Genomic DNA, 18,288 nt, shown 5'->3' with positions numbered 1-18,288 from the left:
CGCCAGAACGATCGCGGCCGGGGTTCGCCGGGGGCGTGCGACGACCCGCTTCGCCGATCTCGACCTGCGCAGTTGGAAACCCGGAACGGGGAAGCACGAAGGACATGTCCGAGACCACGTTGTTGCTCGGTGGGCGAATCCACTCGCCCGCCGACGCCGGTGCCACCGCGATGGCCGTGACCGATGGCACCATCGCGTGGGTCGGCACCGACGAGGTCGGCCGTGCGCTGCATCCCGACGCCGAGGTCATCGACCTCGAAGGCGCGTTCGTGGCGCCTGCCTTCGTCGACGCGCACGTGCACGCGACCTCCACCGGCCTGCTGCTCAACGGCCTCGACCTGACCGGTTGCGCGTCGCTGACGGAATTCCTGCACGCACTGCGGGATCACGTCGCCGAGTACCCGGGCACGCTGGTGTGGGGCCACGGCTGGGACGAGACGTGGTGGCCGGAGCGACGGCCCCCGACCCGCGACGAGATCGACCGCGCCGCGGCGGGCGCGCCGGTGTACCTGTCCCGGATCGACGTGCATTCCGCCCTGGTGTCCACGACGTTGGTGGACCGGGCGCCGTTGACCCGCGGCGCCGAAGGCTGGAGCGAGCACGGCCCGTTGACGCGCGTCGCGCACCACCACGTGCGCCGCGCCGCGCGGGAGGCTCTTGGTACCGCGCAGCGCAAAGAAGCCCAGCTGGCCTTCCTGCGGCACGCCGCGTCGCAGGGCGTGGCGTGCGTGCACGAATGCGGCGGGCCGGACATCTCCGGGGCCGATGACCTGGCCGACCTGCTGGCGATCTCCGCGCAGGGCGGGGTGCCCGAGGTCGTCGGCTACTGGGGCGAGCTGGGCGCGGTGGACCGGGCCCGCGAGCTCGGCGTCCGCGGCCTGGCCGGTGACCTGTTCGTCGACGGCGCGGTCGGTTCGCGCACCGCGGCGCTGCGCGAGCCCTACTCGGACGACCGGACGACGGTGGGCGTGCTCTACCTCGACGCGCACGCGGTGGCCGAGCACCTGGTGGAGTGCACGAAGGCCGGGATCCAGGCCGGGTTCCACGTGATCGGCGACGCCGGGGTGGCCGAGGTCTGCGACGGTTTCCGCAAGGCGGCGGAGATCGTGGGCGTGCCCGCGCTGGCGAGCCTGCGCCACCGGCTGGAACACCTGGAGATGGTCGACGAGCAGCAGGCCGCGGAACTCGGCAGGTTCGGCGTCGTGGCGTCCGTCCAGCCCTCCTTCGACGCGGCCTGGGGCGGTCCCGGCGACATGTACGCGCGGCGCCTCGGCGTCGAGCGCGGCACCCGGCTCAACCCGTTCTCGAAGCTCGCCGCCAACGGCGTGCTGCTGGCGTTCGGCTCGGACGCGCCGGTGACGCCGGTCGATCCGTGGCGCGCGGTGCGGGCGGCGGTGCACCACCGCACCGCCGGTTTCGGCATCTCGCCGCGGGCGGCGTTCACGGCGCACACCCGGGGCGGCTGGCGGGCCGCCGGCGTCGACGACGGCATCACGGGCACGTTGGTGCCCGGCGCGCCCGCGACCTACGCGGTGTGGGACGCCGGGGAACTCGTTGTGGCGGCGCCGGATTCGCGCGTGCAGCGGTGGTCCACCGATCCGCGAGCGGGAGTGCCGGGCCTGCCCGACCTCTCCCCGGGCGCACCGCGGCCGCGCTGCCTGCGCACGGTCTTGCGCGGCGAAACCATCTACACCCGGACCTCCGAGGACGACGAACTCGTCTGATTCGACTCGGGGAGCGGCGATTTCGCGCGAAATCGCCGCCTGCTCCCGAGTCGCCGCGGGCCGTTCGGCGTAGTGGGTTCGGGCTGGTGGCCGATGAGTTTTCCGGCGGTGTTGTGCTTCCGCGGAATGGAGGTGCTCCGCGCCGTCGGGAGGTGCGCCGGTGATCGCCCATGTGCTCAAAAGGCAGCTGCAGTCCGCTATTTCCCACACCGAGCGGCTCGCTTCCCCGGTCCGGCCGCTGGCCGCGCCGCCGCCCGGGTCGGGGCTGAAACCGGTGCTCGGCGATTACGGGCTGCCCGTCATCGGGCACACCATCAGCGTGCTGACCGATCTGCTGGAGCGCATCCTGGCCAAGCGCGGGACCGGCCCGATGCCGACCGACGGCCTGCCGATCCGCCTGCAACGCCTCTCCTGATCCGCGGGGTCCGGGTTCGTCCTGAAGCCGGACCCCGCGAATGTCGTCACGCGTTCAGCGGCCTGCCCAGGGCTGCCAGGACCGATTCGTGCACGGCCTCCGACAGGGTCGGGTGCGCGAAGACGACCTCGGCGAGATCGTCGGCCGTGGCCTCCAGCGAGCCGGCGATCCCGAAGCCCTGGACCAGTTCCGTGACGTCCGGGCCGACCAGGTGCGCGCCCAGCAGTTCGCCGCTGGCGGCGTCGAAGATGGTCTTGACGAAGCCGTCCGCCTCGCCGATGGCCATCGCCTTGCCGGAGGCCTGCAGGTCGAACCGGCCGACCTGCAGCGGACGTCCGGTCTCCCGGGCCTGGGCTTCGGTCAGTCCGAGGCGGGCGACCTGCGGTCGTGCGTAGGTGCAGCCCGGAATTCCGCCCGGGTCCAGCGGTTTCACGTGCTCGACCCCGGCGAGCCGCTCGACGCACACCACGCCTTCGTGGCTCGCCTTGTGGGCGAGGCACGGGGCACCCGCCACGTCCCCGATCGCGTAGATGCCGAACACGTTGGTCCGGCACCAGGGGTCGGTGCGGACGAATCCGCGTTCCACCTCGACCCCGAGTTCTTCGAGCCCGAGACCGGCCACGTTGCCCTCGACGCCCGCCGCGACCAGGACGCGCTCCGCGGTGAGCCGCTCCGCCGCGCCGTCGGCGAGGTTCAGCGTCGCGGTCACGTGATCGGCCGCCACCGCGACCTCGGACACTGATGCGCCGGTGTGCACCCGGATGTCGCGCTTCTCGAACTTTCTGCGCACGTGCTCGGCGACCGCGGCGTCCTCGGCAGGCATGACCTGCGGGGCCATCTCGACGAGCGTGACCTCGCTGCCGAGATCGTTGTAGAGGCTGGCGAATTCGACCCCGATCGCGCCGGACCCGATGACGAGCAAGGACTTCGGGACTTCCGCAGGCACCAGCGCCTCGAAGTACGTCCAGACCCGGTCCCCGTCGGGCACCACCCCGGGCAGCGCCCGGGGCCGCGCGCCGGTCGCCAGGATCACGTGGTCCGCGCGCAGCGTCGTCGGGTGCTCCCCGGAGACCTCGACCACGCCCTTGCCGACCAGCCGCGCGGACCCGTTGACGACGTCGATGCCGTTCTTCCGCATCAGGTATTCGACGCCACTGGCGAGGCGGTCCGAAACCGAGCGGCTGAACGCCACGAGCTGAGCCATGTCGAACTCCACGCCGCTCGCGGTGAACCCCAGCGGTCGCAGGTTCGCGAGCGTGTGGGCGACGTCCGCGCCGTGCAGCAGCGCCTTGGTCGGGATGCACCCCCAGTTCAGGCAGATGCCGCCGAGCCGGTCGCGTTCGACGACGGCGGTGCGCAGCCCGAGCTGGGCGGCGCGGATGGCCGCCACGTAGCCGCCGGGGCCGCCGCCGATGACGAGCACGTCGTACTTCTCGCCCATCGCTTTCTCCTTGTGTCCTGGGTCCATGAACCTCGATCGGGGGATTGCGCCGATTTCGCGTGAAATCGCCCTGCGGCGCGGCTCTAGACCAGCATCAGGGCCGGTGATTCGACGAAACGCTTGAGCTCCCGCAGGAACGTCGCGCCGAGAGCACCGTCGATCACGCGGTGGTCGCAGGAGAGCGTCACCGTCAGCAGCGTCCGGGCGATGACCTGTCCGTCGTCGACGAACGGGCGCTGCTCGCCGGATCCGACCGCGAGGATCGCCGCCTGCGGCGGGTTGATGATCGCGTCGAACTCCCGCACCCCGAACATGCCCAGGTTCGAGACCGTGAAGGTGCCGCCCTGGAACTCCTCGGGCTTGAGCCGGCCGGTCTTGGCCTTGGTCACCAGGGCGTGCACCTCGCCGGAGATGTCGGCCAGGGACTTGGTGTCGGCCCCGCGCACGATGGGCGTGATGAGGCCGGAGGGCAGAGCCACCGCGACGGAGATGTCGGCGGCGGAGTACCGCAGCACCGCCTGGGACTCCTCGTCGAACTGCACGTTGACGTCCGGGACCTTGCGCAGCGCGGCCGCGCACGCCTTGACGATGAAGTCGTTCACCGAGAGCTTGACCGCCGGCACCGTGGCGTTGATCTGCTTCCGCAGGGCGAGCAGGGCGTCGATCTCCAGGTCCGCGGTCAGCCGGAAGTGCGGGGAGTTCTGCTTCGAGGCCTGCAGCCGCCGGCCGATGGCCTTGCGCATCGAATCGAGCGGAACGGTCTCGAATTCCGGTGCGGTCAGGGTTGTTTCGCGGACTTCGGGTTCGACGGCGGGCAGGAACTTCCGCTCCGCTTCGCGGACGTCCGCGACGCACACCCGGCCGCGCGCACCCGTGGCCCGGCAGTCGTGCAGGTTGATGCCGAGGCTCGCCGCGAGGCGCCGGGCCACCGGGGTGGCGTTGACGTCGCTGTCGTCCTGTGTGGACCGTGCGGGTGCGCCGCCGCGTTGCGGAGCCACCGGTTCGGCGACCGTGCCGCCCGCCGCGCGGATGGCGGTGTGGATGTCGGCCACCGAAACCCGGCCGATGCGACCGGTTCCGGTCACCTTGCCGAGATCGACCTGGAGCTTCGTCGCGAGCTTGAGCGCGTGCGGCGTCGCGAAGACGTCGCCGTTCGTCGAGCCCGCCAGCGATTCCGGGACGCCGGTCGTGCCGGGCGATGCGGCGGCCGCTGGCGCCGCAACGGCTGCGGCGGGCGAAACTGCCTTCACCGAAACGGGTTCAGGTGCGGGAGCCCCGTTCGTCGACAGGAAGTCCTCGATCGCTGCGTCCGGGACGCCGGCGTCCGCCGACACCGCCATCGGGGCTCCCACCGGCAGCGTTTCGCCCGGCTTCGCGAGGATGCGGCGCAGCACCCCGTCGAAGGGCGCCTCCATCTCGTTGGTGATCTTGCTGGTCTCGACCTCGCAGATCGCGTCGCCCTTGCGGAACCCGGCACCCTCGTCGACCAGCCACTTGGTGATGGTGCCCTCCTCCATGGAAAGGCCCCACTTCGGCACTTCGATCAGATTGATGTCGCTCATGATCAGTTCGCCACCAGCCTGCGGATCGCGGTTTCGATGCGGGCCGCGTCCGGCAACCAGGCCTTCTCCAGCTTGGGGGAGAACGGCACCGGCGTGTGCGGCGGCGTCACCAGCTCGATCGGTGCCCGCAGCGAGTCGAACGCCTTGGTGGCGATGAGCGCGGCCACGTCGTGGCCGAAACCGCAGCGCGCCGCCGACTCGTCCACGACGACCACCCGGCCGGTGGCGGCCACCGATTCGAGGATGCCCTCCTCGTCCAGCGGTGAGACGGTCCGCGGGTCCACGACCTCGACCGAGATGCCCTCCGCGGCCAGGCTGTCGGCCGCATCGTTGGCGGCGTTGACCATGGCGGACAGGGCGATCACCGTCACGTCCGTGCCCTGCCGGGTGTAGTTGGCCACCCCGAACGGGATCGCGTAGGGCTCGTCCGGCACCTCGGCCTTGGTGTCGTAGAGGGTCTTGTGCTCGCAGAACACGACCGGGTCGTCGTCCCGGATGGCCTGGATCAGCAGCCCCTTCGCGTCGTAGGCGTTCGACGGCGCCACGACCTTCAGGCCGGGTACGGCGGCGAACACGTTGTACGGCGACTGCGAATGCTGGGCGGCAGCGGAGAACCCGGCGCCGATCATGCCGCGCATCACCATCGGCGTGCGCGCCTTGCCGCCGAACATGTACCGGAACTTCGCCGCCTGGTTGTAGAGCGCGTCGTAGCAGACCCCGAAGAAGTCCATGAACATCAGCTCGGCCACGGGCCGCAGACCGGTCAACGCCGCCCCTGCCGCCATGCCGATGATCGCGGACTCCGTGATCGGCGTGTCGATGACGCGCTCGGAGCCGAACTGGGTCCACAGGCCCTTGGTGACGCCGAGGACGCCGCCGAACGCCTCGACCTTCTTCGTCTCCAGGTCCGGGTTGGTGCCGGCGTGGCCGCCGCGCAGGTCTTCGCCGATCTGCACGACGGTCTCGTCGCGCTCCATCTCCTGGCAGAGGGCGTCCTTCACGGCCTCGCGGTACGTCTTCTTCGACGTGGTCATCGTTGCCTTCCCTTCAGTAGGAGACGTAGACGTCGGTGAGCAGGTTCTCGATCGGCGGGTACGCGGCGGCGCGGGCCCGGGCGACGGCGTCGCCGACGAGCTCCCGGGATTCCTCGTCGATGGCGTCGAGTTCCTTCGCGGTTGCCTTCTTCCGGTCCACCTTGTCCCGGAAGTTCTGCAGCGGATCCCGCGTCCGGCGCAGCTCCGCGACCTGTTCCGGGGTCCGGTACAGCTGCGCGTCGCCTTCGAAGTGGCCCCAGAAGCGGTTCGCCCGGGCCTCGATGGTGGTCGGCCCGCCGCCGTCGCGGGCCCGCTCGGCGGCCTGCCGGGTGGCCTCGTGCACCTCGAAGAAGTCCGTGCCGTCGACCTTCACCGCGGGCATGCCGAACGCGGCCGCCCGGGCGGCGATGTCCGGCGCGCCGACCGCGTAGTCGGTGCCGGTGGCCTCGCCGAACCCGTTGTTCTCGATGACGAAGATGATCGGCAGCTTGAGCACCACCGCCATGTTCATGGCCTCGAAGGCGGTGCCCTGGTTCGAGCCGCCGTCACCGGTGAACGAGGCGGCGATACCGCCGTTGCGCAGCGTCTTGGCGCTCAACGCGGCGCCGATCGCCAGCGAAGGCGCGCCGCCGACGATCGCGTTGGCGCCGAGCATGCCGACCGACAGGTCGGCGATGTGCATCGACCCGCCCTTGCCGTGGCACAGGCCGTCGTCCTTGCCGAAGATCTCCGCCATCATCCCCCGGATGTCGCAGCCCTTGGCGATGCAGTGCCCGTGGCCGCGGTGCGTGGAGCCGATGTAGTCGGTGTCCAGCAGGTTCTCGCACACACCGACGGCGATCGCCTCCTGCCCGGAGTACAGGTGGATGAACCCGGGGATGTCGCCGGTGGCGTTCTCCTCGTGCAGGCGGTCCTCGAACGCGCGGATCTCGGACATCTTTCGATAAGCGCGCAGCAGCTCTTGCTTGTTCAAGGCCATCTCGCTCCTCTTCCGCGTGCGGTCCGGCGACCTGGCGATGTGCAGACCCGCCGTGGCTCTTGGTCGGCAAACGTAAGCGGATCTCGGAAGCGCGGACCAGCGTTGCAACAGGTTGCATGTGGGATGCCGCCCAGTGGCAACGATCTTCTCGTGAAGTCAGTAGTCCTCTGTGGATCCGAGATCGTTTCGGTTGCGCGGAGACTCGAAGGCCTCGACGCGGGATGCAACCCTGTGCAACTCTTGCGCATCCGCCCGGCTCGGTCGTCTCCTATGGCGACGTGATGCGGGAGACACCGCGTTGTTGCGGGAGCGACAGGAGTTGACATGCGGACCCATCGCCTCGACGAGACCGCGCTCCCCGTGGCGACGGACCCGCGGCAGTACGCCCGCGTGGTCGCCCGCGCGCACGACGCCGTGGTGAGCGGTTGCCGCCCGGCTGTTTCGCCGCGGCAGCTGATCGTCGAGTCCTGGCACCGCGCGCGGAGCCAGGGCGTCAACCCGGACCACGGCGCGGAGAGCCGACCGGTGTCCGCCGGTGAGGTTGAGCGCCGCCGCGTCACCTGCGGCATCACCGATGACGCGCTGCTGGTGCTGCGCGGTGGCCTGGTACCGGCGGCCGAGAGCGGCGGGCACATCGTGGTCATCGTCGACGTCGAGGGACGAGTCCTGTGGCGGGACGGGCACCCGGGGGTGTTCCGCCAGGCCGACCGCCTCGGGTTCGTCGAGGGCGCGTGCTGGCTGGAGAACACGGTGGGCACGAACGCCATCGGCACGGCGCTGGTCGAGGGCGTACCGGTGCAGGTCCAGTCGGCCGAGCACTACGTGCGCAGCCACCACGCGTGGACCTGCGCGGCCGCGCCGATCCGCGACCCGCGCGACGGGCTTCTGCTCGGCGCGGTGGACGTCAGCGGGCCGGCCGGCACCATGCATCCCAGCACTCTCGCGCTGGTCCGGGCGGTGGCCGGGCTGGCGGAGGCGAAGTTGCGCGATGCGCACCGCACCCGCCTGGACCGGCTGCGCGCCGTGGCCGCGCCGCTGCTGGCGAAGATCGACGGGCAGGCCCTGGTGGTCGACCCGAACGGCTGGGTGGCCGCCTCGACCGGCCTGCCGCCGATGGACCGCATCGCGCTGCCGGATCGGCTGGATTCGCAGGAGGCGTGGCTGCCGGCGTTCGGCGCCTGCTCGCTCGAACCGCTGCCGGAGGGGATCCTGCTGCGCCCCTGCGCGCCGGACGCGCCGTCGGCGGCCCGCGTGGTGGTCGACGTGCGGCGGTCGGGTCGCCCCGCCCTGACCGTGCACCGGACGTCCGGGAACTGGACGTATCGGCTCAGCGGGCGCCACGCGGAGATCCTGCTCGACCTGGCCGAGAACCGGGCGGGGCGGACCGCCGCCGAGCTCGCCGAGCAGCTGTTCGGGGACCGGACCCGGACGATCACGGTGCGCGCGGAGATGTCCCGGTTGCGCAAGCGGTTCGGTGATCTGCTGGACCACCGGCCGTACCGCTTCCTGGCCGACCTGGACGTGACCGCGGTCCGCTGACTTCCCCGTGACAGCCTTCGAGGGGCGCCGGTGCGCGGCGCCCCTCGAAGGCTTTCCGGTGCGATCAGGTCGTGATCACGCCGAGGTCACTGACCCATCATGTTGGCCCAGCCGCCCGAGAGAGCCCACTCCGAGGGGCTGGACTCCTGCTGAGGCTGCTGCTCGTCCTGAGGCTGCTGCTCCTCCTGCTGAGGCTGCTGCTGCTCCTGCTGGGGCTGCCCGAAGGGGGATTCGTCGGCGCTGGCGAGGCCCTGGGCACCCAGCATGAGGCCGGTGGACGCGGCGGCGGCGAGGACGAGCTTGGCAGTCGTGCGCATTTCTCATCTCCTACTACTAGAAAGGGGTGGTGCGACTGGGAACTTGCCTTGCCCATCGGAATCCAGCAGGGCCTGCGCCCCGAATGTGTGTCACCCCCGGCCGCCGTGCTTCGGGCTGTGTTCGATCGTGCCCCGTTCGGGCTGCGTGCAGGGTCCCCCAGACGCTGAAGAGATCGCGGTCGGGGCATCGCGCGCCAGTCCGCGCGAGTTGTCCAGTCCACTGAGGAGGATTCGGCTCTTGTCCTTCGCGGCAAGCGAAAACTCGAGATGCTGGTCGATCACCACTCCGCGAAGGAGCCGTCTTCGTTGCGCCACAACGGGTTTCGCCAACGCTGGCCGATCTCCGCGGCCCGGCGCACCGCCGCCTCGTCGACCTCGATGCCCAGGCCCGGTCCGGTGAGCCGGTCGACGTGGCTGTCGTGGAAGTCGAAGACGCTCGCGTCGACGAGGTAGTCCAGCAGGTCCGAGCCGGTGTTGTAGTGGATGCCGAGGCTGGTCTCCTGGATCAGCGCGTTCGGGCAGGCGAAGTCGATCTGCAGCGACGCCGCGAACGCGATCGGCCCCAGCGGGCAGTGCGGGGCCAGGGACACGCCGTGCGCCTCCGCCATCGCCGCGATCCGGCGGACCTCGGAGATCCCGCCCGCGTGCGACAGGTCCGGCTGCGCGACCGCGATCCCCGAGCCGAGCACGTCGCGGAAGTCCCACCGCGAGTACAGCCGCTCCCCGGTGGCGATCGGCACGGTGGTGGACGCGCAGATCCGCCCGAAGTCGGCGGTCAGCTCCGGCACGATCGGTTCTTCCACGAACAGCGGGTGCAGTGGTTCCAGCAGGCGGCAGGCCTCGCGGGCGAGCGCGGGGGAGACCCGGCCGTGGAAGTCGATGGCGATGTCGGCGCGGTCGCCGATGGCCTCCCGCACCGCGGCGACGCGACCCACCAGGAGATCGAGCTCGGCCTTGGACTCCAGCGCGCGCACCCTGCCGGTGCCGTTCATCTTGACCGCGTCGAAGCCCTCCTGCATGCGTTCCCGGGCGTGGTCGGCGACCCGGTCCGGCTCGTCGCCGGCGATCCACGAGTAGGTGCGGACGCGGTCGCGCACCGCGCCGCCGAGCAGCTCGTGGACGGGCGCGCCGAGCGCCTTGCCCTTGATGTCCCACAGCGCCTGGTCGATGCCGGCCACCGCGCTGGACAGGATGGGCCCGCCCCGGTAGAAGCCGCCTTTGGTCATGACCTGCCAGTGGTCCTCGATGCGGAACGGGTCCTGGCCGATGAGGTGGTCGGAGAGCTCCTCGACGGCGGTGGCGACCGTCGCGGAGCGGCCCTCCACGACCGGCTCGCCCCAGCCGGTGATGCCCTCGTCGGTGTGCACGGCCAGGAACAGCCAGCGGGGCGCGACCGAAAAGGTCTCCAACGAAACGATCTTCATCGAACCGCCTTCCGGCAACCGCTGCGCGCGGTCGCTCTCCGTGTCCATAACACCTGATGGCGTCGGGTGTGCGGGCCGGGCGTTACCACAACGACCTCATGTTGCACAATGGTTAAAGCAGCGCTTGTCCGACCGCTGCGTTCTTGAGCCGAAACCACCATTCTCGGGGTGAGGATTGTGCCCAGTCACGCCACGTCCGACAACGACGTCGTGCTTCACCGGCCGGTCGAAGGCCGCCGCGCCTGCCCGGTGCCGAGCGACCGAATCGCGATCCGCGGCCCGTGGGGGACCCGGCGGCCGCGGCGGCAGCTCGGGACGACCGGCCTCGTCTCCGCCGACGTCGTCCGGATCTGACCCGGCACTACCGCCCCGACCTGCGGAGCATCCTGGTCATCGCGTAGGCGATCACGCCCCCGGCGACGAGTGCGAGCGCCAGCAAGGGCTTCGCGGTTCCGCGCGCCAGTCGAGCCGCGCGGTCGCCCGTGCGTGCGACGGCATCGTGCAGGGCCCGCCTCGACCGGCCGCGGATGTCCGCGCGGTGCACGAGCTCGTCGAGGGTGTTGCCCAGTTCGTGGAGGGTCAGGTCGTGCTCGGCCCGGAGCCCGGCGCGCTCCCTTTCCTCCTCGCGACGTCCGGTCATCGCTTGAGCGCCTTGCCCAGCTCGCGGTAGTCCTGCTTGATCGACTCCAGGGATTCCGGCAGCGCGGCCGAAGAGCGCTTCAGCCGTGATCGACCCACCAGCGCCGCGACACCCGCGACCGCCAGCAGCGCGACCGCCACGATGAGGGCGGCGAGCCAGGCCGGGAGCACGATGTTCAGCGCGAGCACCGCGGTCGCGATGAGCATGGCGCCGCCGAGCAGCCCCAGCACGCCTCCGGCGCTGATCAGCGCCGCCCCCACGCCTGCCTGCTTTCCCTTGCTGCGCAGCTCGATCTGCGCCAGCCGCACCTCGGTGCGGACCAGGCGCGAGAGCTGCTCGCCGACGTCGCGGACGAGCTGCGCGGTGGATCGTTGCGACAGGTCCGGCGCGTGCACGGGTTCGGTATGCATCGTTCGGCGTCCCTCCACACAACTTCGGGCGTGCACCGGCAATACCCGTTCCGCGCGGTGGTCATTCCTGCGTCACGGCTGGTGGTGGCCGTTGCCGCCGCGTTCCGGGGGCGTGGCCTGCTCGTGCAGGGTGCGGACGACGGTGTTCGCCGTGGCGACCAGCGGCACCGCCAGGACCGCGCCGCCGACGCCGGCGAGGGTGAAGCCGGCGGTCACGCTGAGCACCACGGCCAGCGGGTGCAGCCGCACGGCGTGCCCGAGCAGCAGCGGCTGCAGCACGTGCCCTTCCAGCTGCATCACGCAGACGACCACGGCGAGCAGGATCAGCGCGGTGATCACGCCGTTGGCGGCCAGCGCGACCAGCACCGCCAGGCCGCCGGTGACGACCGCGCCGATGTAGGGCACGAAGGCACCGAGGAAGATCAGCACGGCCAGCACGAACGGCAGCGGCACACCCAGCACCGTGGCACCGATGCCGATCAGGGCGGCATCGATGAACGCCACCGCCGCGGTCGCGCGGACGTAGGCGACGAGCGTGGTGAACCCGTCCTCGCCCGCGGTGCGCACCCGGAACCGGATCGCGCGCGGAGTCGTGACCCGCACCAGGAACCGCCAGATCGAGTCGCCGTCGCGGAGGAAGAAGAACAGGGTGAACAGGCCGAGCAGCACGCCGGCGAGGAACCGCAGCAGGGTGCCGGTGGTCGCCAGCGCGGTCGTCGGCAGGCCGCCGCGGTCGATCCGCAGTGCCTCCGAAAGCTGTTGGAAGACCTGGTTGAGCTCCTGCTGGCTCAGGCTCAGCGGGCCTCGGATCAGCCACGTGTGGATCTGCTCGAAGCTGGCGACCAGCTGCTCGCTCAGCCCGGCCAGCCCCGCGACCAGCGTGTTGATCACCACGGCCAGCACGGCGCCGAGCGCGGCGAGCCCGCCGACGAGCACCGCGGTCGTCGCGAGCGTGCGGTTCAGCCCTCTGCGGATCAACCAGCGCACCGCAGGCGACATCAACGCGGCGAGCAGCGCCGCCACCGCCACCGACATGACTTCGCCGTAGAGCAGGCTGAACACCTGCCACAGCACCCAGCCGACGGCCACCAGCACCAGCAGCCGCCATCCCGCGGCGGCGGCGACGCGCAGGCCGCGCGGGACCGACGCCGCGACACCGCCCCGCCCCGAACCGTCCACCTCCCGTGGTTGGCCCGCGGTGCTGATCATCAAACGTGCCGGTGATCTTCGCTTGCGGAGGGGGGAATGCGTCCGCGTTCGGCCTGCGTGGGCGATGCCCCGTTCGTACGGTCGGTTCGGGTGCGCGCACCCGAACCGTGAAAGTCGTTACCGAGGAGCAAGAGATGGCGCCCAAGCTTCCGAATCTGGAGGAAGCTCTGCGAACGAGCGTGGGGGAGACGGTGGAGGGCGGGAGCATCACGCTCACGGGTCTGGTCGGCCAGCTCCGGGTGGAGCCGGACCCGGCGAAGCTCCGGGATATTCCGCTGTTCAACATCCGGTTCTCCGAACACGAGAGTGGCCTCAGTCCCGGGGAGGCGACCAAGGCGCTCTTCGGCGCGCTCGCTGCCCTCGCTCCGGAGGAGCAGCACCGGAGGCTCGCGACGCTGTGCAACAGCATCATCGCGTCCGTGGCCACGTCTGTCCGCCCGTCCACCGATCGCGACGACGATCGCGACGACGAGCGCGACGACGAGCGCGGCGGAAGCACCGGCTACGACGAGGCGTTCAAGCTCCTCTCCGCGATCTACCAGGCGCTCACCTTCGAGGATGCGAACGCACTGCGACGGTCCTGACACGACCTGGTTGTGCGGCAACACTTTTCCAGTGCCGCGCAACTCCGCGCCGGCGCGGATCGGCGGTCGATCCGCGCCGGCTCCCCCGGGTGTGGTCAGGCGACGATGCTGAAGACCAGGGCCGCGCCGCAGGCGACGAGCATGCCGGTGCAGTTGAGGAACAGGTTCCGGCCGAGGTCCTTCGCGCGGACGTGCGAGGAGAACGCGATCAGGAAGTACAGCACCAGGGCCGCGCAGGTCAGGATCGCCAGCGGGCGGAACCAGATGCCGATGACCAGCCCCGCGGTGGCCGCGACCTTCAGCGTCGGGAGCAGCCACCAGAACCGCTCGGGGAAGCCGACGTCGATGAGGCACTGGCGGACGAAGTCGACGGGCTTGATGCACAGGAGTGCATCGCCGAACTGGACGACGGCCAGCACGGCCAGCGGCCACCACGGTTCGATCATGTTCGCTCCCTGCTCGGTCGGGGAAAGGTGCTTTCGCCGATGGGACGTGGGAGCGCCCCGAGTTGTGACAGGCCCGGTCCTCAGGCGTTCGCGGCTCGCCATTCCGCCAGGCGACCGTGGAGATCGCGCAGGGCCGCGTGCGAGCCGCGGTACGCCTCGTACAGGGGAGCGAGGCGGTCGGCGCCGGGTGCGGGGTCGAAGACGCGGTCCACCGCGACGGTTTCGGCGGCCGCGGTCTCGATGTCCGGGAAGAGGCCCGCGCCGACGGCGCCCAGCAGGGCCGCGCCGAGCACGGCGCTGTCGTGCACCCGCAGCCGCTCGACGGGCCGCTGGAGGACGTCCGCGTGGATCTGCGTCCACAGGTCGCTTCGCGCGCCGCCGCCGGAGAAGGTCAGGGACGACAGCTGGTTTCCGCAGGCCCGCTCCACCGCGTCGAGCACGTGCCTGCCGGACATCGCCACGCCCTGCAGGACCGCGATGGACATGTCGGCCGTCGAGGTCGCCGAGCTCAGCCCGAAGAAGCTGCCGCGCACGTCGGAATCCCACAGCGGGGCGCGTTCGCCCATCAGGTGCGGTGTGAAGACCACTCCCGGGGTTCCGGTCGCCGCGGCGGCGAGCACCTCCTCGATGCTCAGGCCCGCGACCTCGCCCCACCAGCGCAGCGCGTCGCCCGCGGCCTGCGTCGGCCCCGCGTGCACGAAAAGCCCGTTCCGCGGCGGGAACGTGACGACTTCCCCGACCGGCACCGACTCGTGCGACGCGCCGGCGACCACCAGCGACGTCCCGCACAGCACCATGCCGCGCCCGGCCTCGGTCGTGCGGCTGCCGAAGACGGCGCTGAACGCGTCCATCGTGGCGACCGCGACCTCGTCCGCGCCCAGCGCGGGATGGGTCGCGCGACCGACCGGGGCCTCGGGTTCGAGGATTTCCGGCAGCTTCTCGGCGAGCCCGTCGACGACCCCCACGGCTTCCGGGAGGTATCCGGCGGAGCCGGCCACGCGGACCCCGGAGAGCTGGTCGGTCGCCAGCCGCCCGGTGAGCTTCGCGATCACGAAGTCCTTGGGGCTGAGCACCCACCGCGTGCGGGCCCACTTCGCCGGTTCGGCGCGCGCGAACCACTCCGCGCGGGCCCCGACGAACGACGCGTCGAGCACGATCGGCCCGCCCCAGATCCGGGTCTTCTCCGCCGGCGTGAACCGCGCGTCGAGCTCGCGGGCGATCTCGGCGCAGCGCTGGTCCTGCCAGATGATCGCCGGCGCCAGCGGTCGCAGCTGCTCGTCGGCGAAGACGTGGGTGTTCACCTGGCTGACGACGCCGACGGACCGCACCGCGCCCGCCGGGAACCCGGCGAGGACGGCGCGGATGCCCGCCTCGCAACCGCGCCACCAGTCGAGCGGGTCCTGCTCGGCCCAGCCCGGCCGCGGCCGGGCGATCGGGTAACCCGCGGTGTGCGCGGCGACCGGTGTCCCGTCCAGGCCGAAGGCGGCGACCTTGACGGCCGTCGTCCCGACGTCGATCCCCAGCATCAGCTCCGGTGCGCGCATGAGCAACAACTACCACCGGCCCCGCGCGGCCCGTTCCGGCACCCGCGGGTCGTGAACTGCGATTTGAAGGTTTGCGCGCATCGAACTCAGGCCTCTCCGGCTCGTTCTCGTAAAAGCCTCAAAAGGAACTTCAATGAGAAACTTGAAGGACCAAGACCGGCGAGAACGAGGAGGCCGTTGGTGGAAGCCACCGCCGCGAAGCGATACATCGAGGAGACCTTCGACGGGGTCCGAGCCGTCGAGCACGCCGGGGACACCTTCTTCGCCCACGACCCGGACGGCGATCTCCCCGACGACCGCTGGCTGCCGTTCGCGACGATCGTGACCGGCGACCACTACGACGCGGTATCCGACCTCGACCACCCGGGCGCCTACCGGATCAACATCGGCCTGACCAAGGACTCGTACGTCGAGCGGTTCGGCCCGGCGCCCACGACCCGCGACGAGAGCGGCGTGCTCGTCACGGAGTTCGACTACGCGGCTCGGGACCAGGTGATGCCGCATCCGCACTACGCCTCCCAGTACTGGGTGTGCGTCGTGAACCCGGGGCCGGGAACCGCCGACGAGGTAAGGAGATTGCTCGACGAGGCGCACCGCTTCGCGGCCCGCAAGCACGTGAACCGGAAGGCCCGGAAGGCCAGGTCCTGACGGGTGCCGGCGCGGCTCAGGTGGCTTCGGCCGCCGAGCCGGTGAGGTGGAGCTTGCGCTGCACGCGCTGGTAGTACGTGGTGCGACCGAGCCGCACCACCCGGGCGGCGGCGGGCTCGACGGTGATGTCCAGCGCCGCCCCCGCCGACCGGTGCGCGACCAGCTGCCCGTCCACCTCCACGCCCAGCTCGCTGCTGGTGGGCAGGACGCGCAGCGCGAGCTTCTCCCGGTGGGACAGGAAGAGCGCGCGGTTGAAGACCGAGTGCGGCGCCACCGGCGTGACCAGCAGCCCCTCGACGTCGGGGGAGATGATCGGGCCGCCGGCCGAGAAGCTGTAGGCGGTCGATCCGGTGGGCGTGGCGACGACGACGGCGTCCGCGGCGTAGTTGACGAAGGGGTGCCCCTCCACCTGCACCTCCACCAGGGCCATGCCGTGGCCGGGCACCCGCACCAGCGCGATGTCGTTGAACGCGACCACCTCGCGGTCGGCGGTGCTGATGCGCAGCCCGGAGCGGGTCTCGACGGTGAACAGGTCCTCGTCGATGGCGCACAGCGCCTGGTCCAGCTCGGGCACGTCGATCTCGGCGAGGAAGCCGAGCCGCCCCAGGTTCACGCCGAGCACCGGGGTCCGGGTCTCGCAGCCGAGCCGGAGCGCCCGGAGCATGGTGCCGTCGCCGCCGAGGCTGACGAGGAGGTTCGCGCGCCGGACCAGCTGCGCGGGTGGCACGGCGGTGACCGGCCGGCCGTAGCCGGCGACCTCCGCCGGGGTGCCGAGCACCTCGATGTCCCTGGTGCGCGCCCAGGTCGCGATCGTCTCGATCACCTCGGGGCACTGCCGCGCGGGGTGCAGAACTAGGCCGACCGCCTCGATCAGTCCCATCGTCAGCCGCCTTTCGCTCCGGTCGTGCAAGTCCACTGTAGATTCTCGCGTGCATCGGTCCACTGTGGTGCGTCGCCCCTCGTGGGTGCTCGGTGCCGATGCGCCCGTCACCGGACCGGATGGTTTGCGGCCGGTTCCCCGGGGCGGCGCCCGACATCCGGGGCGGCGCGATGTGATCATCGAATCGTTCCATTCGTTCCACCACAACGATTCGCCGGAAGCCGGTCGCCCGCAAGTGGCGCCGGACCGGACCTGCACATCGACCTTCGAGGCATGCCCTGGCATCGAACGGGGCGCGATGCCGCAGCCGCAACGGCCCGACCGTCGGCGATCACCATTCCCACGCCGGCCGCTCGCCGCGCAGACCGCACGGAGGTCCCAGATGATTTCGCGACTCGATCCCGCAACGCCGGTGCCGCAGGCCAGCGCCGCGGCGGGCCTGCGAACCGCCCCGCCGCGCTTCGTGCACCTGGTGGGTTCGCTGCCGAGTGGCCTCGACCCCGACCCGCGGACGCGGATGCGGTGGGTGCTCGACCACTCCGTCGGCGCTCGGCTGAGCGCGGTGCCGTGCGACGTCGACCCGCGCTGGATCGTCGGCTTCCTGATGTCGCGGGCGCAGGTGCCCGCGTTCGAGGTGGTGCGGTCGGGCGAGTGCGCGAACTACGCGGACATGCCGTTCTACCGGGTGCGGCGGGGGCACCGGCTGACGGTCGAGGACGTCGAGCTGGGGCGCCCGGCGGAGGTCTCCCCGGCGGTCGCGTCCCGGCGGGAGCTGGACACCGGCTCCGGGCCGCTGCCGCCGGTGCAGGTCAGCGTGCCGTCGCCGCTGGACCTCGCGATGTTCACGCTGGGCGCTCCGGCGCGGGCGCTGCGGCACTTCCCGGTTTTCGAGCGGATGATCTCCGCCGAGGTGGCCGCCGTCGCGCAGCGCCACGGGACGGACGAAGTGGCGCTCCAGCTGGAATCCCCGGCGGTCCTCTACGCCCTGCACCGCGCGCCGGAACCGGCGCGGCCGGTGATCGCGCACCTGCTGGCGTTCCAGCTCGCGCGCGTGATCGTTTCGGCGCCGAGCAGCGCGCGGTGGACGCTGCACCTGTGCCACGGCGATCTCGGGCACGTGTCGCTGTTCGGCCCCGAGGACCTTGGGCCGGCGGTGCTGGTGATCAACGCGCTGGCCGCGCGCTTGCGCGCCTTCGGCCGCCGGATGCCCGCCGTCCACATCCCGATGGCCCACGGCGACCAGCCGCCGCTGGCGGACACCGCCGCCTACGCACCGCTCCGCGGGCTCGTTCGCGGCATCGAGGTGATCGCCGGTTGCGTGGACGAGCGGCAACCCGAGTTGTCCGCGCGAGCGTTGTCGCTGGCGGAGGCCGCGCTCGGTCAGCGCGTCGCCGGGGTCGCGGCGGCCTGCGGGCACGGCCGGCGCACCCCCGCCGAGGCCGTGGCGAACCTCGAACTGGCGGCGCATCTGGCGGGCAGCTGATCGGCCGGC

General features: G+C 71.4%; 19 protein-coding genes. 7 read left to right on the top strand and 12 right to left on the bottom strand.

Going from position 1 to position 18,288, the window contains the following annotated elements; genetic code table 11:
• Positions 1 to 104 precede the first annotated feature (104 nt).
• Together BLW84_RS00610 and BLW84_RS00605 are read left to right on the top strand one after the other, a co-directional pair.
• Positions 105 to 1,724: an amidohydrolase gene (locus BLW84_RS00610; protein ID WP_093260060.1), complete on the top strand. Its 1,620-nt coding sequence runs from the start codon at positions 105 to 107 to the stop codon at positions 1,722 to 1,724.
• Positions 1,725 to 1,884: 160 nt separating this feature from the next.
• Positions 1,885 to 2,139: a hypothetical protein gene (locus BLW84_RS00605; RefSeq protein ID WP_093260058.1), complete on the top strand. Its 255-nt coding sequence runs from the start codon at positions 1,885 to 1,887 to the stop codon at positions 2,137 to 2,139.
• A gap of 46 nt (positions 2,140 to 2,185) precedes the next feature.
• Here BLW84_RS00605 and lpdA read toward each other — a convergent pair whose 3' ends face one another.
• The 4 genes from lpdA to BLW84_RS00585 all read right to left on the bottom strand — a co-directional run bounded on the left by lpdA (position 2,186) and on the right by BLW84_RS00585 (position 7,155).
• The gene (lpdA, locus tag BLW84_RS00600) at positions 2,186 to 3,580 is read right to left on the bottom strand and encodes a dihydrolipoyl dehydrogenase (protein WP_093260056.1); all 1,395 of its coding nucleotides are present in this window, start codon (positions 3,578 to 3,580) and stop codon (positions 2,186 to 2,188) included.
• 83 nt (positions 3,581 to 3,663) lie between these two features.
• A complete protein-coding gene (locus tag BLW84_RS00595; protein ID WP_093260054.1) occupies positions 3,664 to 5,142 on the bottom strand; it encodes a 2-oxo acid dehydrogenase subunit E2 in 1,479 nt (492 codons plus the stop codon).
• Positions 5,143 to 5,144: 2 nt separating this feature from the next.
• Positions 5,145 to 6,176, bottom strand: coding sequence for an alpha-ketoacid dehydrogenase subunit beta (locus tag BLW84_RS00590; protein WP_093260052.1), 1,032 nt, complete (start codon positions 6,174 to 6,176; stop codon positions 5,145 to 5,147).
• A 13-nt stretch (positions 6,177 to 6,189) separates the two neighbouring features.
• Entirely contained in the window at positions 6,190 to 7,155 is a 966-nt protein-coding gene (locus BLW84_RS00585; protein WP_093260050.1) for a thiamine pyrophosphate-dependent dehydrogenase E1 component subunit alpha, read from the bottom strand.
• 324 nt (positions 7,156 to 7,479) lie between these two features.
• Here BLW84_RS00585 and BLW84_RS00580 point away from each other — a divergent pair, with 324 nt between their 5' ends.
• Complete coding sequence (locus BLW84_RS00580) at positions 7,480 to 8,694, top strand: helix-turn-helix domain-containing protein (RefSeq protein ID WP_093260048.1); 1,215 nt, start codon at positions 7,480 to 7,482, stop codon at positions 8,692 to 8,694.
• An 86-nt stretch (positions 8,695 to 8,780) separates the two neighbouring features.
• Here BLW84_RS00580 and BLW84_RS00575 read toward each other — a convergent pair whose 3' ends face one another.
• Positions 8,781 to 9,011, bottom strand: coding sequence for a hypothetical protein (locus BLW84_RS00575; protein WP_093260046.1), 231 nt, complete (start codon positions 9,009 to 9,011; stop codon positions 8,781 to 8,783).
• A 278-nt stretch (positions 9,012 to 9,289) separates the two neighbouring features.
• On the bottom strand, positions 9,290 to 10,435 hold the full coding sequence (gene dgoD / locus BLW84_RS00570; RefSeq protein WP_093260497.1) for a galactonate dehydratase: 1,146 nt from the start codon (positions 10,433 to 10,435) through the stop codon (positions 9,290 to 9,292).
• Positions 10,436 to 10,603: 168 nt separating this feature from the next.
• Between dgoD and BLW84_RS45950 the strand changes: the two genes are divergently transcribed.
• Complete coding sequence (locus BLW84_RS45950) at positions 10,604 to 10,789, top strand: hypothetical protein (RefSeq protein WP_143060824.1); 186 nt, start codon at positions 10,604 to 10,606, stop codon at positions 10,787 to 10,789.
• Between the two features lie 7 nt (positions 10,790 to 10,796).
• Here BLW84_RS45950 and BLW84_RS00565 read toward each other — a convergent pair whose 3' ends face one another.
• The 3 genes from BLW84_RS00565 to BLW84_RS00555 form a co-directional block, all read right to left on the bottom strand.
• The gene (locus tag BLW84_RS00565; RefSeq protein WP_093260044.1) at positions 10,797 to 11,075 is read right to left on the bottom strand and encodes a DUF3618 domain-containing protein; all 279 of its coding nucleotides are present in this window, start codon (positions 11,073 to 11,075) and stop codon (positions 10,797 to 10,799) included.
• Complete coding sequence (locus BLW84_RS00560; protein ID WP_093260042.1) at positions 11,072 to 11,485, bottom strand: phage holin family protein; 414 nt, start codon at positions 11,483 to 11,485, stop codon at positions 11,072 to 11,074. The genes BLW84_RS00565 and BLW84_RS00560 overlap by 4 nt, the downstream gene beginning before the upstream one ends.
• Before the next feature lie 72 nt (positions 11,486 to 11,557).
• Positions 11,558 to 12,694, bottom strand: a complete 1,137-nt coding sequence (locus tag BLW84_RS00555; RefSeq protein WP_093260040.1) for an AI-2E family transporter — start codon at positions 12,692 to 12,694, stop codon at positions 11,558 to 11,560.
• A 134-nt stretch (positions 12,695 to 12,828) separates the two neighbouring features.
• On the opposite strand from BLW84_RS00555, the gene BLW84_RS00550 reads away from it, so the two are divergent.
• Positions 12,829 to 13,278, top strand: a complete 450-nt coding sequence (locus BLW84_RS00550) for a hypothetical protein (RefSeq protein WP_093260038.1) — start codon at positions 12,829 to 12,831, stop codon at positions 13,276 to 13,278.
• 95 nt (positions 13,279 to 13,373) lie between these two features.
• Here the strand turns inward: BLW84_RS00550 and BLW84_RS00545 are convergent, their stop codons facing one another.
• The gene (locus BLW84_RS00545) at positions 13,374 to 13,724 is read right to left on the bottom strand and encodes a DoxX family protein (RefSeq protein WP_093260036.1); all 351 of its coding nucleotides are present in this window, start codon (positions 13,722 to 13,724) and stop codon (positions 13,374 to 13,376) included.
• An 80-nt stretch (positions 13,725 to 13,804) separates the two neighbouring features.
• Positions 13,805 to 15,268 (bottom strand): xylulokinase, encoded by a 1,464-nt coding sequence (locus BLW84_RS00540; protein WP_093260034.1) that lies wholly within the window; start codon positions 15,266 to 15,268, stop codon positions 13,805 to 13,807.
• A 180-nt stretch (positions 15,269 to 15,448) separates the two neighbouring features.
• Here BLW84_RS00540 and BLW84_RS00535 point away from each other — a divergent pair, with 180 nt between their 5' ends.
• Positions 15,449 to 15,916 carry a DUF6194 family protein gene (locus BLW84_RS00535; RefSeq protein ID WP_093260032.1) on the top strand — a complete coding sequence of 156 codons (468 nt, stop codon included), beginning with the start codon at positions 15,449 to 15,451 and terminating at the stop codon, positions 15,914 to 15,916.
• A gap of 16 nt (positions 15,917 to 15,932) precedes the next feature.
• Here the strand turns inward: BLW84_RS00535 and BLW84_RS00530 are convergent, their stop codons facing one another.
• Positions 15,933 to 16,796, bottom strand: coding sequence for an NAD(+)/NADH kinase (locus BLW84_RS00530; protein WP_093260495.1), 864 nt, complete (start codon positions 16,794 to 16,796; stop codon positions 15,933 to 15,935).
• Between the two features lie 382 nt (positions 16,797 to 17,178).
• Here BLW84_RS00530 and BLW84_RS00525 point away from each other — a divergent pair, with 382 nt between their 5' ends.
• On the top strand, positions 17,179 to 18,279 hold the full coding sequence (locus tag BLW84_RS00525; protein ID WP_093260030.1) for a hypothetical protein: 1,101 nt from the start codon (positions 17,179 to 17,181) through the stop codon (positions 18,277 to 18,279).
• The last annotated feature ends 9 nt before the right edge of the window (positions 18,280 to 18,288 follow it).

It is taken from the genome of Saccharopolyspora shandongensis (assembly GCF_900106995.1).
In the GTDB taxonomy this organism is placed as follows: domain Bacteria; phylum Actinomycetota; class Actinomycetes; order Mycobacteriales; family Pseudonocardiaceae; genus Saccharopolyspora; species Saccharopolyspora shandongensis.
Note: the sequence above shows the minus strand (reverse complement) of the source record. Positions and strands in the feature narration are given on the sequence as shown.